This window comes from Pontibacter sp. SGAir0037 (genome assembly GCF_005491705.1).
Lineage (GTDB): Bacteria > Bacteroidota > Bacteroidia > Cytophagales > Hymenobacteraceae > Pontibacter.
Genome location: NZ_CP028092.1, coordinates 3,652,542 through 3,666,748, shown reverse-complemented (window position 1 = coordinate 3,666,748; position 14,207 = coordinate 3,652,542). Strand labels below are relative to the sequence as shown.

Below are 14,207 nucleotides of genomic sequence, written 5' to 3'. Positions count from 1 at the left end.
CCTGTTGCTGTTTTTTTGCCTAATATTACCTGTTCCTTAGTTAAAAGGATAAAAAAGCTAGCAACGGGGAGGCCGTAGTACCTACAAGATATATGAGTTTTTTAGAAGTTAATAACATAGCTGTTCAGGAAGAAGGGAATTTAGTGCTCAAAGGCATACATTTTACACAGCATGAATTTCAGAAAATAGTAATAGCCGGAGAAACAGGCTCTGGTAAAAGCACGCTGTTGCAAACAATAGCAGGTTTGGTACAGCCAAGTGCCGGAGACGTATACTTCGAAGGAGAAAGAGTAGAAGGGCCACATGAGAAGCTTATTCCGGGCCATCCGGGTATCGCCTATCTTTCGCAGCAGTTTGAGCTACCGCAGTTTCTGCGGGTAGAGCAAGTGTTAAAATATGCCAACACGCTTACAAAAGAAAGGTCCGATACTTTATACGAGGTGTGCAGGATAGAGCATTTGCTAAAGCGGAAGACAAACCAACTTTCAGGTGGAGAGAGACAGCGTATCGCTATGGCCAGGTTGCTTATTTCTGCTCCCAGGCTACTGCTGCTCGACGAACCTTTTTCGAACCTCGATGCAGCCCATAAAAGCATTTTAAAATCTGTTATTCAGGAAATTGGAGACCAGCTGGAGATCACTTGCCTGTTAATATCGCACGACCCGCTGGATACTATCTCCTGGGCAGAAAAGATACTAGTGCTTCGGGCAGGGGAAATGGTGCAGCAGGGCTCTCCAGAGCAAATCTATAGGCAGCCTGTTAACGAATACACGGCGGCTTTGTTCGGCAACTATAACCTTATTGACTCTGAACAAGCTGGTGCATTAACCGCAGTGCCTGGTATAAAGCGCAACAATGGCAAGAGGTTGCTGATCCGGCCGGAGAGTTTAAAGGTTGTAAAAGAGGGGGAGCAGGTATTAGTTGGTAAAGTACAAAAGGTAACTTTCTTTGGGAGCTACTATGAGTTAGAGGTGCTGCTGTCAGGCGTGTCGGTAACGTTAAAAACCGTACAGCAGCACATTGTAAAAGGTGATACGATTTATATCTCTCTTGCAGCAGATGATGCGTGGTATATTTAACTTATTGGGAAGTGGTTGAGTCTTTAAAAAAGCTATTGTAAAGTTCTTTCGCTTTTTTGCGTGCCTCTTCCTGTTCCAGTAGCCTGGCATTTTCTTCTTTCTTTTGTTTTTCTTCCTCCAGCTTTTTCTTGATCTTATGTAGCTCCCTTATTTGCCTTCCTTCTTTAGAAAATGCCGAAAGCGGGTTAAGGACAACATTAGGCGGAGGAGGCGGAGCGGGAGTTATAGGTTTGATGTCAGGGTTATGCCCGGGCCTGGCAGTGTAGTTTGGTTTCTCCTGCTTCATGTTACGGACAGCACGCTGTATCATTTCTTCCGAAGGTCTTGTGGTAACTTTTACCTCGCCCAACATAACGCTATCTTCCTGCATGATAATATTGGCCCTTACTTCCGATACCAGCAGTATCTGGGGCAGGTAAAGCATCGGCTTATAGCCCACAGCTCGGATAAGAAGTGTGTCGTTTAAGCCGATATCGATAATAAAGTTCCCGCCAGCATCAGAAGCTACGGCTGTTTTACTGCCTAACTGCAGAATTCCGGCTCCTTCTATGGGCGTTTCTTTATCAGGTTGGAGCACAGTTCCGCGAATACGAACGGTTCTTTGGGCGAAAGAGGTATAGGAACTGAAAAGCAGCATCAGTAACAGGATGAAAAGAGATAGGGTGCGGAGCATGATAGCTGCTTAGGATAGTATAGCTTTGTAAAGTTTTTAATCTTCTTAAATTACATAAGATGCATTTAAAATACTACTCTTGGAAGGTGAGTACTACTCGTAGCCTTTGTTATCTTTAAAAAAACGGTTATAATCTTCCCTTTCTTTTTTCTTTTCGTTAATCCTCTTTTCCAGTTCCTGTTGCTCGAGTAGTTCCTGTAACTGCCTATTTTGCTTGCCCTCTTTCGAAAGCATGTCAAAGATCATTGATACCGGTATAGAAAAAGGAGTAAGGGCAGCGGGCGCCGGAGCGGTTACAGTTGGCGGAGGTTGGTTAAATGCGGGATCATAGCCCGGCTTGGTCGTATAGTTTGGTTCCGCACGCTTCATGTTCCGTAAAGCACGTTGTATCATTTCTTCCGAAGGCCGGGTTGTAACCAAAACTTCACCCAGCATAACGCTGTCTTCCTGCATAACAATATTTACCCTTACTTCCGACACCAGTAGCTTCTGAGGCAGATAAAGCACAGGTTTGTAACCTACGGCACGTATCAGGAGTGTATCTTCAGTCTGAATATCAATCAGGAAATTGCCGTTCTGGTCGGAAGCTACCCCTGTACTATTGCCAACTTTTATAATTCCGGCACCAGGAATAGGAGTTGTTTTGTCGGGTTGTAATATAGTACCTCTTACCCGTATTTGCCTTTGTGCTTGCGCAGGCAGGCAGGTAACCAGTAATAGGCAAAAAGTAAATAAAAGTAATAGGTGTCGAAGCATTAACTTAAAATCAGGACTAATTGGTAACTAAGCCATCTGTGTTGATAACATACGTTAGCATGAGGAAATTAAATACAACAGCCTAGTTTTCTTATAAAGCTAAATCTTCACTTGTTTAATTCCAAATTAAGAAGAATCAGGCTTTAAGTACTTTGAAAATATTGCTACATAAACTGGCTTAGGAGGCAGTATATACTACTTATATACGCTCTATAATAGTTGCTTAGTATACAAAGGCTGCTATATTTTAACACAAAGAAGCCTGTAACTTTTTAGCTACAGGCTTCTTTGTGTTGTGTCTGAATAATTATTACTGATTAGCAGATGGTTGCTTCATTTGGCTACTCTGACCAGAAGATGCATCGCTGCTCATAGTGCTATACTTGTCATGGTTTTGCTTATACATTTTGAACTGGTCTGCAGAAAGCACCTCTTGTAACTGTGTATCAGTTTCATCTTTTATCTGCTTCCGCTGTTCATTCATTTCTGATTCTCTCATGTCTAAATTATTGCCCGCCTCATCATTTACAGCGCTATTGCCAGTGTAGGCATTGCCAGCATTGTTGCTGCGGTCAGCGTTCATGTTCGTATTGTTGTTATTGCTCATGTCGTTACGTGTGTCGTTATCAGATTCGCCACCCATACGTGCAGTCTCGCTGTAGTTTAATTCATCTTCAGCCTCACCTAATTTTCTCTCTCGCTCATAAATAATCTGCTGAACCTCGTCTTGCTTGTCTCTGTCGAGTTGTAAGTCTCTGGCCATTTGGCCTGCTATATTTTCAGCTCTATCCATCCAGACCATTTCAGGCCCCTGGTCTTCGGTTGCCGAAGAATGAGCAGGATCTTGTCCGTATCCATTAATCTGATCGGAATTTACCTCACCCCGGCTTTCTGCCACTTCTGTAGAAGTACCATTTTCGCCACAGGAAGTAAATAATAAAGTACTTATTGCAAATATCGAAAGAATTGACTTTTTCATAGTTGTTATATTTAAGATAAACTTAAAAAGGCTTTTTTGGATGCTGTAAATATAAAATTACTCAGCTTTATGCCTGTTTTGTTTTACGCATTGATCTATGAAATGTTTATATTTTAAGCATTAGAGAAGGCAGGTTTGTATAGGTTTTTTATACTTAATATGTTGAAGAATAGGTAAATGTATGGCTGGGTTTAGTGGATGTTAATTTATTTTAATAGCCTGTTATATTTTATTGGGTATAAATATATGAGCTATAGAATATGATTTAATTGAGGTAAATAAAAAGGCGGGCCTCCAGCACGACTCGCCTTTTTACTAAAAGTGATACAAGCTTTAAACTCTTTTCAATTCGAAAACTGTTATCTCAGGCAAAAAACCGACTCTCCCCGGATAGCCAAGAAAGCCGAGGCCTGTATTCACGTAAAGGTATTGCTTGCCTTTCTGGTATAACCCCGCCCATTGCTTATACACATACTGCACTGGGCTCCATTTCAGGCCAGGCACATTTATGCCAAACTGCATGCCGTGGGTATGCCCGGATAAGGTAAGGTCGATGTCCTGGAAACGCTGGTTAATTTCACCATCCCAGTGCGATGGGTCGTGCGACAGTAGTACTTTAAAGGGGCTGTTTTCGGCGCCGTTATAGGCTTTTGCCAGGTCGCCATACTTCGGAAAACCTGCTCTGTTTCCCCAGTTTTCAACACCGAGTACAGAAATATGTTCGCCATCTTTTTCAATACGGCGGTTCTCATTTAGTAAAATATCCCAACCCATTTGCCGGTGCGCGTTTATAAGCGTTTGCAGGTTCTGGCGCTTAGCCTCCCTCGACTCCCATTGCACATAGTCGCCGTAGTCGTGGTTGCCTAAAACCGAGAAAACGCCTGTTTTAGCTCTGATGCCCTTTAATGTATGCTGATGCTCCTGTAGTTCTACAGCCATATTATTTACCAGGTCTCCTGTAAAGAAAACCAGGTCGGCCTGCTGCTTATTAATAAGCTCCACGGCTTCTTTAAGCGGCGAAGTAGAATTAAAGCTGCCCGTATGCAGGTCTGAGATCTGCAGCATTTTATAGCCGTCGAACGCCTGTGGCAGGTTAGGAAAGCGCAGGGTAATACGCTTTACGCGGTAATCGTACGCACCTTTTACCATGCCGTAAATTGAAGCTGTAAACGGAATGGCCGCCATTACTAGTCCTAGCTGACTGAGAAATTTACTGCGTGACGGATCAAAAGCGGCCTCTTGGCTAGTGCTGTTTACCACAACTTTGCCTATTCTAACCAAGTCGTCTATAAACAGGAACAACACTACTACCAGTTTGCAGGCAAACAGGATAAAGAGTGTGCTCGACAGATAAGTCTGGAAAGCAGTAGGAGGAGTGCCACGTGTGGCAGTAAATAGCAGAAAAGTAGCTGCCGTTATGGCAAAAATTGCCCAGTAGGCAATATAGAAAAAGCGTTGCGTAAGCGGAGCTATGTTTTGAGTGACAGTTCTTACTGCCTGAAAAACATACAGATCCACCAGGAACAGAATCAATAAGATGATTCCAGCTGAAAATATCCGTTGCATATTTATTGTTTAAACTGCGAATAGGGCATGCCTGTGCAGTTTTTGGCTTTAAGTTAAATGAATAAAAACAATTTGAATGATTGTACTGGTGTAACTGAACTATTTGAGCGCAAATGAAATTCAGTTAGCTACATCCTGATTTTGCAAATATTATACCGTAGTACAAACACATGGAACAACCTGGAACTTTGTCTTATTCACAATCGCTTAACATTAAAACCTGGGCAGAAGAAGATCGTCCGCGCGAGAAATTACTGCTGAAAGGCAAGGCTGCCCTAAGCGATGCCGAATTGATAGCCATTCTGATTGGGTCAGGTACTCCCAAACTTACCGCCGTAGATGTTTCCAAACTGATACTGGCTGCCGTAGGCAACGATTTGAACGAACTGGCAAAGCTAACGGTAAACGACCTGAAGAAGCACAAGGGAATAGGCGAGGCTAAGGCAATTGCGATTGTTAGCGCACTGGAATTAGGGCGCAGAAGAAAAGAAACAGCCACGGCGGCTAAAACCCGCATTACCTGCTCTACCGATATCTACAATTATATCAAACCCCAACTGCTGGATCTGCCGCACGAAGAGTTCTGGGTAATTTTGCTGAACCGTGCAAACATTGTCATGAAAAAGGAAAGTATTAGCATTGGTGGTGTAGCAGGTACTGTAGCCGATCCTAAAATTATCTTCAAAAAGGCGCTGGAGCAGCTGGCCAGTTCTATTATCTTGGTGCACAACCATCCTAGCGGCAATATTAAACCCAGTGGCGCCGATATTGCTCTCACTAAGAAAATGAAAGAAGCTGGCCAATTCCTGGACCTCCCTATTCTCGACCACATCATTTTCACCGACGACGACTACTATAGTTTTGCCGACGAAGGAATTCTTTGAAGTTAGAAAGTTGAGGAGTTAGGGAGTTAAATTTGTTAGGTAATGGAGGCAGAGCCCCCTGTGTAAAGTCAAATCCCGGATTAACTACGCTTTTGTTTTGTGAAAAATTATAAGTCAAATTCGCATAGTCTGCACCGAAATACAAAGTAGCTCGGAACGCCCACCTAAACAACTCTGTATCCCCACTAGGTTGTTCTACTACACCGCCCTGATTTGGGTTAGGCTCTACAAATGTGATAGAAAACTTAGCTGCTATTTTTTGCTTAGGGTTAATGTTAGGGAGTTAAATTTGTTAGGTAATGGAGGCAGAGAGGTTGAGAAATTATGATTTTGCGGAGCAGTTTAAGGCGCGAACGAAAGCTTTTGCTCTACGTGTAATCAAACTCGTACAGGCACTTTCGAACAACCTTAAGGCCCAGATATTAGGTAAGCAGTTGCTAAGGGCTGGTACTTCAGTTGCGGCCAATTATAGAGCGGCCTGCCGAGCAAGGTCAAATAATGAATTCATCTCAAAAATAGGAGTTGTGTTGGAGGAAGCAGAAATTATTTCAGCCAGTCGATTAGCTTTACTGAAAGAAGAGGCCAAAGCCATCACAGGAATTCTTACTAAAGCGCGGCAATCATCGGTAGCCAAAAGAAAGTTATAACTTTCTAACGTTTTAACTTTCTAACCTTCTAACTCCGAAATGATTTCCTTCACGCGCCCTACTTCGCCTGTCTCAAGCCGTACTTTAATGCCATGTGGGTGGTTAGGTGAATTAGTTAGGATGTCCTGTACATAGCCTTCTGTTAAATCGCCTGAGCGCTGGTCTTCTTTCATGACAATGTTTACGTGCAGGCCAGGTTTGATATTTGCTCTTTTTCTTCCGTCCATAGTAGTTCTACTTTTTAAAGCATGCTTTTGTTTTTATAAACTTTCAGTAATAGGTGTAAGAGCTGATACAGTTACATACGTAATACCAGTTCCTGAACTTCGTTTAGCTGTTAAACAAGAAGCACCAGGTTGCATGGGTAATCAGCTTTTCAATATAAAGTTCAAATTTAAATCCGCGTACAGTATATATAATAGAGGGCGTAACATATTTATTGTCTTTTTAGGATTAATAGATTTAAACTTAGCCCTCTTTCCTTGCTCAAAAATTCCGAACTTTGCTTAAATCTAAATTGTGTATTGTACATGAAGCGCCCTTTTAAGCTGATCATATTTGCTGGTATTGCCTTGGTATTGGTGTATTTTATAAGTGAGTCGCTGTTAAGTGACGATAACTATCTCTTGCCGCTGCAGAAAGAGCGGGAAGAAAAAGATTTATCGTTCCGGAGCAGGGCGAATAGCCCTTTTGAGGAGGAAGACCGAAAAGCTTTTAAGAATCTGGTGTATTACGAGCCTAACCTCGATTACCGCATAAAAGCCGAAGTGCAGGAGTTCGCGCAGAAAGATACGCTGCACATGCCTATGACCAATGGTAGTTCCGAAGCTTACCTGCGCTATGCCGTTGCATCTTTCCAGATAGAGGGGCAGGCGCAGAAGTTAACACTATATAAGAAAGTGAAAGCAGAGGAAGAAGCGTTCTTTGTACCTTTCACCGATAAAACCAACGGCTTTGAGACCTATGGTGGTGGCCGCTATTTGGATGTGCCTTTTAAAGAAAACCCTAAGACTATCACCCTCGATTTTAACCGTGCTTATAGTCCTTTCTGCGCCTACAACGGTGAGTATGTATGTCCTGTTCCACCCCGAGACAACCATTTAACTGTCGCAATTCCTGCTGGGGAGAAGGTGTATGAGAAGCAGTAGGTTTCCGTTTTGACAAGGTACTATTATATATAAGGCTCTGTGACAAAATATTGTGTAATAGAGGATAAAAGAAATAGGATAGGTTAAATTAGCTGCTTTAATGTTTCTTCAATTTAGAAGTCAAGCGCCAGAAGCTGAATACCTTTTTTCTACATTTTAATTGAGAGCAGAGACCATTTCTGCTTCATTATTTATAAATTTTATTTTACAAAAAGCAGTTTCTGAGTAAGCTTTCTGGCTAACTACTATATCAAAAAGTCAAATAGTTCTTTGTCACGAAATCTAACAGTCCTTTGTCAAATTTTATCCCATTACAGATTAAATCCTTAATTTTGAGATTCGGGCACTAACAGAACGAATTGCCCTGCTATATCATCAACAGAAAAAGATATGCTGATTTCGTACGACTGGCTTAAGCAACTTATAAACATAGATAAACCTGCTGAAGAAGTAGGGGCACTGCTAACAGGCGCTGGCCTGGAAGTGGAAGGTATTCATGCCATAGAGGCCGTAGATGGTGGCCTGGAAGGGATTGTGATCGGAGAGGTGCTAACCTGTGAGCGCCATCCGGATGCAGACCGCTTAAGCGTAACAACCGTAGATATTGGTACAGATACACCAAGCAATATAGTATGTGGGGCTCCTAACGTGGCTGCCGGCCAGAAGGTAGTGGTAGCAACGGTAAACAGTACCTTATACCCTACAGGTGGCGAGCCTTTTAAAATAAAAAAGTCGAAGATTAGAGGTGCTGTATCGGAAGGTATGATTTGTGCCGAAGATGAGATAGGCATCGGAACCTCGCATGCAGGTATTATAGTACTGGATACAGACTTGCCGAACGGCACGCCTGCTGCTGAATACTTCGGTCTGAACCCAGATGCTGTTTTCGAAATTGGCCTTACGCCTAACCGTGCAGATGCTGCTTCACACTACGGTGTTGCCCGCGATTTGCAGGCGCTGCTGGATGCGAAGGCTATTTTGCCATCTGTAGAAAACTTTAAGGTTGATAACACTTCCAGAACGATAGAGGTAGTGGTAGAAAATACAGCTGCTTGCCCGCGTTATGCCGGTGTTACCGTGTCGGGTGTAAAGGTAGGGCCATCGCCGGAATGGCTGCAGAAAAGCCTGCGCGCCATCGGCTTGTCGCCCATCAACAATCTGGTAGATATTACCAATTATGTGCTACACGAGTTAGGGCAGCCTCTGCATGCCTTCGATACCGAACAGATTAAAGGAAATAAGATTGTTGTTAAAACAGTAGAAGATAATACTCCTTTTGTAACACTGGATGGGGTGGAGCGCAAACTGAAGGCGACTGACCTGATGATCTGTAATGCCGAAGAGCCCATGGCGATAGGCGGTGTGTTTGGTGGTAAGGCTTCTGGAGTATCAGAGAGTACTACCTCTATTTTTATTGAAAGCGCTTATTTCTCACCGGATACGGTGCGTAAAACAGGGCAGGTGCATGGGCTTAAAACCGATGCCTCTTTCCGCTTCGAACGTGGCACCGATCCGAATATGGTTATTTATGCCCTGAAGCGTGCTGCCCTGCTCGTGCAGGAGATTGCTGGTGGGGAGATTAGCTCAGAAATTGTAGATGTATATCCAGTGCCTTTCCGGAACCAGGAGATAACGGTAAGCATTGATCGCATTCACCGCTTAATGGGGAAAGAAATTGGCGCTGAACGTATCAGGAAAATACTGACAGACCTGGAAGTAGAGGTAACAGGTGAAACAGAAACGCATCTTACTTTGTCTGTGCCGCCTTTTAAAGTGGACGTAACCCGTGAGGCAGATGTGGTAGAGGAAGTATTACGCATCTATGGCTTTAACAACATAGAGGTAAGCGAGCACATGGCTTCTACATTCCTGGCTAACTTCCCGAAACCAGACCCGGAGCACATCACCCAAACCATCTTGGATTATATTTCGGCAAACGGGTTCCATGAAATTATTACCAACTCTATTACCAACTCAAAGTATTTTGAGGCTACTGGCGACACAGAGGGGCTGGTGCAGGTAGTAAACTATAATTCAGAAGACCTGGATGTGCTGCGCAAATCAATGGTATTCTCCGGCTTGGAGGTACTGCGTCGTAACATCAACCGCCGGCAGAAAGATTTAAAGGTATATGAGCTGGGCAAAATATACGAGCAGCAGGAGGGTAAATATAAGGAGAGTGTAAAGCTGAGCCTGTTTGTAACAGGTAACATGACTGCCGAAAGCTGGCAACAGCCAAGCGCTAAAGCAGTCTTCCATAGCCTGGCTGGTGTAGTGCAAAATGTGCTGCACAAACTAAATGCCGCCGACTACGAATCGCAACCGCTGGAGCCAAACAGCTATGTTAGCCAGGGAATCAGCTATGTGAAAAACGGAACCGTTGTAGCACAGTTGGGGTTATTGGATGCAAAAATGGCCAGATCCCTGGACGTGAAAGAGCAGGTGTGGTATGCAGAGCTGAACTGGGACTATCTACTGAAGAAGTACAAGAGCAGCCTGGTGGCTGAAGAGCTTCCGAAGTTTCCGGAAGTGCGCCGCGATCTGTCGCTTGTGCTGGATAAGAACGTATCGTTTGACCAGGTAAAGCAAATTGCTTTCCGCACCGAGCGTAAGCTGTTGCAGGATATCAACGTGTTCGATGTATACGAAGGTGATAAGATTGAAGCCGGTAAGAAAGCTTATGCAATTAGTTTTACCTTGCTCGACAAACAACAGACCTTAACCGATAAGGTGATTGACGCCACGATGAACCGCCTGATGCAGCAGTTCGAAAAACAACTGGGAGCCTTTATCCGCAAATAATATGGCGAAGGAAAAGCAAGTGCAGCAATTACAGGTGATCGAGGCGAGAGTCAGAAAACTTTTAGCCCGGTATGCCGATGCGCAACAGCGCCTGGAGCAGGCGCAGGAGGAGATAAAGTTCCTCGAATCTCTTGTAGAAGAAAAAGAACAACAAATAAAAAATTTTCAAAATCAAGAGAATATTGTTAAAATTGTAGACACGATAGCAGGAAACACTGCAAATTCGACAGAATTAAAGCTGAAGTTAAACGAATACATCAGAGAAATCGATAAGTGTATTGCTTACTTACAGGATTAGAAGGTGAAACTGAAGGAGATAAATAAGCCAGAGCCGGCCGATCTTCCTCTTACAGCAACTAACGGATAGGTAAACATTAAACTATAAAAAACGCAACGGATGGGTGAATTAGCAATTAAGATTCGCATCGCGGAACGCGAGTATCCGATGCGTGTGAAGGAAGAAGAAGAAGAAAGGCTTCGTATAGTTGGTAAGGTCTTAAATGAGCGCTTACGCTTTTTTAAAGACCAGTTTGGTATACAGGATAAGCAGGATCTTTTAGCGATGGTAGCCTTTGAAACCATGGTAGAGAAACTTAAACTGGAAGAGGAGAGAGAACAGCATATCTCTCAGGTAGACCAGCAACTTAACGTGCTCGACGACCTTTTATCATCAACGAAGTAACTGCTCGAGCAGCAAACAGCTTTCCTGTTTACTACTGGGCTTATACAACTCGATTTCGGCCTACAGCCATAATAATGTCCTCTGCAGGTGCTGCTATAGTTTTTATCAACCATAAAAGCTTATAGTTATGCCCAATATTCTTTACATTTTATTAACCGCTATAGTGGCGCTCGGTGTGGGCGTTTACATAGGACGGGTGATGCTGCTTAAGCTTTATAAGCAGCAGGAGGAAGCTGCACGTCTGAAAGCGAAATCTATTGTACGCGAAGCTGAACTCAGTGCTGAAAGTCTTAAAAAAGACCGTATTCTCGAAGCAAAAGAAAAATATCTTCGCCTTAAATCAGAGTTTGAGGAAGAGGTAAACAAGAAGAAAAACATCATTATCCAGAATGAAAATAAGGTAAAGCAGCGTGAGCAGCATGTTGCCAAGCAAATGGAGCAAACCAAGCGCCGCGAAACAGAACTGGATAAAGAAAAAGAAACGCTTACCCAGCAATTGGAAGGCCTTAAAAAGCGCAAAGAAGAAGTAGAGCACCAGCACAATGAAGTGGTGGCACAGTTAGAGCGCATTGCCGGTTTAACAGCTGCTGAAGCCCGTGAGCAATTAGTGGAAGCCCTGAAAAGCGAAGCTCAGTCGCATGCCTCTTCTTATGTAAAAGACATTGTAGCTCAGGCCAAACTTACCGCAACCAAAGAAGCTAAAAAGATCGTGGTGGAAACCATTCAGCGTACTGCTGCTGAGCATGCCATCGAAAACTGTGTTTCCGTTTTCAACATAGAGAGCGACGACATCAAAGGTAAGATTATTGGTCGTGAAGGCCGTAACATCCGTGCTTTAGAGGCGGCTACCGGTGTTGAAATTATTGTAGACGATACGCCAGAGGCTATCATTATCTCTGGTTTTGATCCGGTTCGCCGCGAGGTAGCACGTTTATCGTTGCACCGCCTGGTAGCCGATGGGCGTATTCACCCGGCCCGTATTGAGGAAGTGGTGGCCAAAACCCGTAAAAACATCGACGAAGAAATTGTGGAAATCGGAGAGCGCACTGCCATAGATTTAGGTATACACGGGCTACACCCGGAACTGATCAAGATGGTAGGTCGTATGCGTTTCCGCTCTTCTTACGGTCAGAACCTGCTGCAGCACTCGCGCGAGGTGGCGAACCTTTGTGCTACCATGGCGGCAGAGCTTGGGCTGAATGTAAAACATGCTAAACGTGCCGGCCTGTTACACGATATTGGAAAAGTAACTACAGAAGAACCTGAGTTGCCACACGCCATTATTGGTATGGAACTGGCGAAAAAATACAAAGAGCATCCGGATGTTTGCAATGCCATCGGTGCTCACCACGACGAAGTGGAAATGACCGCTATGATTTCTCCTCTCATTCAGGCCTGTGATGCTATTTCTGGTTCAAGACCAGGTGCACGCCGCGAAATAATGGAGTCGTATATCAAGCGCCTGAAAGATTTAGAAGAAGCAGCTGTTTCGTTTGATGGTGTAAACCAGTGCTACGCCATACAAGCAGGTCGCGAATTACGTGTAATGGTAGATGCCGACAATGTAACCGATGAGAAAGCAGCCCAACTATCATTTGATATCTCACAGAAAATCGAAAAAGAGATGCAGTATCCTGGCCAGATCAAGATCTGTGTTATCCGTGAGATGAGAGCCATCAGCTATGCCAAATAAGGAAGTTGATATTAATTAAGGTTAAACGGCCTGCTATGAAAATAGCAGGCCGTTTTGTTTTCTGCTATAACCTTTTTAACATTAGGTCTTGAAATTTAAAGAAATGATGAAGTAGCTGGTGCTGGATTAGCAACTCATCGGCAAATACCATGGCACTACCTTATAAAAGAATTGTAATTAAGATCGGCTCAAATGTATTGGCGCAGGCAGATGGCATGCCTGATTACAGCCGCATACAGCACTTAGTGGACCAGATAGCAGCACTGAAAAAACAAGGGCGGGAGGTGATTGTGGTGTCGTCGGGAGCAGTGGCTTCGGGCAGAAGCCTGGTAAAGGTATCGGAGAAGTTTGATGCCGTAGCCACACGGCAGCTGCTGGCAGCAGTGGGACAGGTAAAGCTGATCAATACCTATTCAGAATTGTTTGGGCAGCATGAGCTGGTATGTGCGCAGGTGCTGGTTACAAAAGAAGATTTCCGGGACAGGATGCACTACCTCAACATGAAAAACTGTTTCCATATCCTGCTGCAGAACAACATTATACCCGTTGTAAATGAAAACGATGTGATTTCAGTTACAGAACTCATGTTTACCGACAACGACGAACTGGCAGGCCTAATTGCTTCTATGCTGAATGCCGATGCCCTACTTATACTTTCGAATATTAACGGCATTTACAACGGCGATCCAAAAGATGCGGCTTCAGAAGTGATTCAGGAGATAGACCATACCACCACAGGTTTCTCATCTTTTATAACCACGCAACGTTCGCAGTTCGGCAGAGGCGGCATGGTTACGAAATGTCACATGGCGCATAAGGTGGCTCAATTAGGTATAGCCGTACATATCGCGAATGGTAAAACAGATAACATTCTGCCACAGCTTTTACAGGAGGAGGTAATCAACACCAGGTTTATTCCGAAGAAGAACGCTTCTGGCAAGAAAAAGTGGATTGCCCACTCCGAAAGCTATGCTAACGGTGTAGTGCAGATAAACGAAGGTGCCAGAGCTGCCCTGACTTCAGCTAAAGCTACAAGCCTGTTACCTGTAGGTATTTTAAAGGTGACAGGTACTTTCCAGAAAGGCGATTTAATTAAAATAATAGATGATGCCGGAAAACAAGTAGGTATTGGCATGGCAGAATACAGCTCTGATAAAGCATCGGAGCGCATCGGGCAGAAGAACCAGAAGGAGTTAGTGCACTACGACTACCTGTTCCTGAACCCTGAATTGCACTAGTACCTGGTGCTGTGCCAAAATAAAAACCAGAAATAACACTCTAAAGCAGCGTGAATCGAA

At 43.9% G+C, this 14,207-nt stretch carries 14 protein-coding genes; 9 read left to right on the top strand and 5 right to left on the bottom strand.

The genetic code is table 11. The features are described from left to right. Window positions 1-92 precede the first annotated feature (92 nt). On the top strand, window positions 93-1,079 hold the full coding sequence (locus C1N53_RS15035) for an ABC transporter ATP-binding protein (protein ID WP_137760091.1): 987 nt from the start codon (window positions 93-95) through the stop codon (window positions 1,077-1,079). Window position 1,080: 1 nt separating this feature from the next. Here C1N53_RS15035 and C1N53_RS15030 read toward each other — a convergent pair whose 3' ends face one another. The 4 genes from C1N53_RS15030 to C1N53_RS15015 all read right to left on the bottom strand — a co-directional run bounded on the left by C1N53_RS15030 (window position 1,081) and on the right by C1N53_RS15015 (window position 5,053). Further along, complete coding sequence (locus tag C1N53_RS15030; protein ID WP_137760090.1) at window positions 1,081-1,752, bottom strand: carboxypeptidase-like regulatory domain-containing protein; 672 nt, start codon at window positions 1,750-1,752, stop codon at window positions 1,081-1,083. A 93-nt stretch (window positions 1,753-1,845) separates the two neighbouring features. Beyond that, window positions 1,846-2,508, bottom strand: a complete 663-nt coding sequence (locus C1N53_RS15025; RefSeq protein WP_137760089.1) for a carboxypeptidase-like regulatory domain-containing protein — start codon at window positions 2,506-2,508, stop codon at window positions 1,846-1,848. 310 nt (window positions 2,509-2,818) lie between these two features. After that, window positions 2,819-3,487: a hypothetical protein gene (locus tag C1N53_RS15020; protein ID WP_137760088.1), complete on the bottom strand. Its 669-nt coding sequence runs from the start codon at window positions 3,485-3,487 to the stop codon at window positions 2,819-2,821. 333 nt (window positions 3,488-3,820) lie between these two features. Then, window positions 3,821-5,053: a metallophosphoesterase gene (locus tag C1N53_RS15015; RefSeq protein WP_137760087.1), complete on the bottom strand. Its 1,233-nt coding sequence runs from the start codon at window positions 5,051-5,053 to the stop codon at window positions 3,821-3,823. 170 nt (window positions 5,054-5,223) lie between these two features. Between C1N53_RS15015 and radC the strand changes: the two genes are divergently transcribed. Both radC and C1N53_RS15005 read left to right on the top strand, forming a co-directional pair. Further along, the gene (gene radC, locus C1N53_RS15010) at window positions 5,224-5,937 is read left to right on the top strand and encodes a DNA repair protein RadC (RefSeq protein ID WP_137760086.1); all 714 of its coding nucleotides are present in this window, start codon (window positions 5,224-5,226) and stop codon (window positions 5,935-5,937) included. 299 nt (window positions 5,938-6,236) lie between these two features. After that, window positions 6,237-6,584 (top strand): four helix bundle protein, encoded by a 348-nt coding sequence (locus tag C1N53_RS15005; RefSeq protein WP_137760085.1) that lies wholly within the window; start codon window positions 6,237-6,239, stop codon window positions 6,582-6,584. Between the two features lie 20 nt (window positions 6,585-6,604). Here the strand turns inward: C1N53_RS15005 and C1N53_RS15000 are convergent, their stop codons facing one another. Beyond that, a complete protein-coding gene (locus C1N53_RS15000; protein WP_137760084.1) occupies window positions 6,605-6,811 on the bottom strand; it encodes a YwbE family protein in 207 nt (68 codons plus the stop codon). Between the two features lie 303 nt (window positions 6,812-7,114). Here C1N53_RS15000 and C1N53_RS14995 point away from each other — a divergent pair, with 303 nt between their 5' ends. The 6 genes from C1N53_RS14995 to proB all read left to right on the top strand — a co-directional run bounded on the left by C1N53_RS14995 (window position 7,115) and on the right by proB (window position 14,147). Further along, the gene (locus C1N53_RS14995) at window positions 7,115-7,732 is read left to right on the top strand and encodes a DUF1684 domain-containing protein (RefSeq protein WP_137760083.1); all 618 of its coding nucleotides are present in this window, start codon (window positions 7,115-7,117) and stop codon (window positions 7,730-7,732) included. 390 nt (window positions 7,733-8,122) lie between these two features. Then, complete coding sequence (gene pheT / locus C1N53_RS14990) at window positions 8,123-10,534, top strand: phenylalanine--tRNA ligase subunit beta (RefSeq protein WP_137760082.1); 2,412 nt, start codon at window positions 8,123-8,125, stop codon at window positions 10,532-10,534. A 1-nt stretch (window position 10,535) separates the two neighbouring features. Further along, entirely contained in the window at window positions 10,536-10,832 is a 297-nt protein-coding gene (locus tag C1N53_RS14985) for a hypothetical protein (protein ID WP_137760081.1), read from the top strand. Between the two features lie 99 nt (window positions 10,833-10,931). After that, window positions 10,932-11,216, top strand: a complete 285-nt coding sequence (locus C1N53_RS14980; protein WP_137760080.1) for a cell division protein ZapA — start codon at window positions 10,932-10,934, stop codon at window positions 11,214-11,216. A 127-nt stretch (window positions 11,217-11,343) separates the two neighbouring features. Beyond that, window positions 11,344-12,909, top strand: coding sequence for a ribonuclease Y (gene rny, locus C1N53_RS14975; RefSeq protein ID WP_137760079.1), 1,566 nt, complete (start codon window positions 11,344-11,346; stop codon window positions 12,907-12,909). 149 nt (window positions 12,910-13,058) lie between these two features. After that, the gene (gene proB, locus C1N53_RS14970; protein ID WP_137760078.1) at window positions 13,059-14,147 is read left to right on the top strand and encodes a glutamate 5-kinase; all 1,089 of its coding nucleotides are present in this window, start codon (window positions 13,059-13,061) and stop codon (window positions 14,145-14,147) included. The last annotated feature ends 60 nt before the right edge of the window (window positions 14,148-14,207 follow it).

Coding starts and splice junctions, on each gene's coding strand:
- pheT (WP_137760082.1), top strand. CDS start 8,123: ATGCTGATTTCGTACGACTGGCTTAAGCAACTTATAAACATAGATAAA.
- C1N53_RS15025 (WP_137760089.1), bottom strand. CDS start 2,508: ATGCTTCGACACCTATTACTTTTATTTACTTTTTGCCTATTACTGGTT.
- C1N53_RS15020 (WP_137760088.1), bottom strand. CDS start 3,487: ATGAAAAAGTCAATTCTTTCGATATTTGCAATAAGTACTTTATTATTT.
- C1N53_RS15000 (WP_137760084.1), bottom strand. CDS start 6,811: ATGGACGGAAGAAAAAGAGCAAATATCAAACCTGGCCTGCACGTAAAC.
- C1N53_RS14985 (WP_137760081.1), top strand. CDS start 10,536: ATGGCGAAGGAAAAGCAAGTGCAGCAATTACAGGTGATCGAGGCGAGA.
- rny (WP_137760079.1), top strand. CDS start 11,344: ATGCCCAATATTCTTTACATTTTATTAACCGCTATAGTGGCGCTCGGT.
- radC (WP_137760086.1), top strand. CDS start 5,224: ATGGAACAACCTGGAACTTTGTCTTATTCACAATCGCTTAACATTAAA.
- C1N53_RS15035 (WP_137760091.1), top strand. CDS start 93: ATGAGTTTTTTAGAAGTTAATAACATAGCTGTTCAGGAAGAAGGGAAT.
- C1N53_RS14980 (WP_137760080.1), top strand. CDS start 10,932: ATGGGTGAATTAGCAATTAAGATTCGCATCGCGGAACGCGAGTATCCG.
- C1N53_RS15005 (WP_137760085.1), top strand. CDS start 6,237: ATGGAGGCAGAGAGGTTGAGAAATTATGATTTTGCGGAGCAGTTTAAG.
- C1N53_RS15030 (WP_137760090.1), bottom strand. CDS start 1,752: ATGCTCCGCACCCTATCTCTTTTCATCCTGTTACTGATGCTGCTTTTC.
- C1N53_RS15015 (WP_137760087.1), bottom strand. CDS start 5,053: ATGCAACGGATATTTTCAGCTGGAATCATCTTATTGATTCTGTTCCTG.
- proB (WP_137760078.1), top strand. CDS start 13,059: ATGGCACTACCTTATAAAAGAATTGTAATTAAGATCGGCTCAAATGTA.
- C1N53_RS14995 (WP_137760083.1), top strand. CDS start 7,115: ATGAAGCGCCCTTTTAAGCTGATCATATTTGCTGGTATTGCCTTGGTA.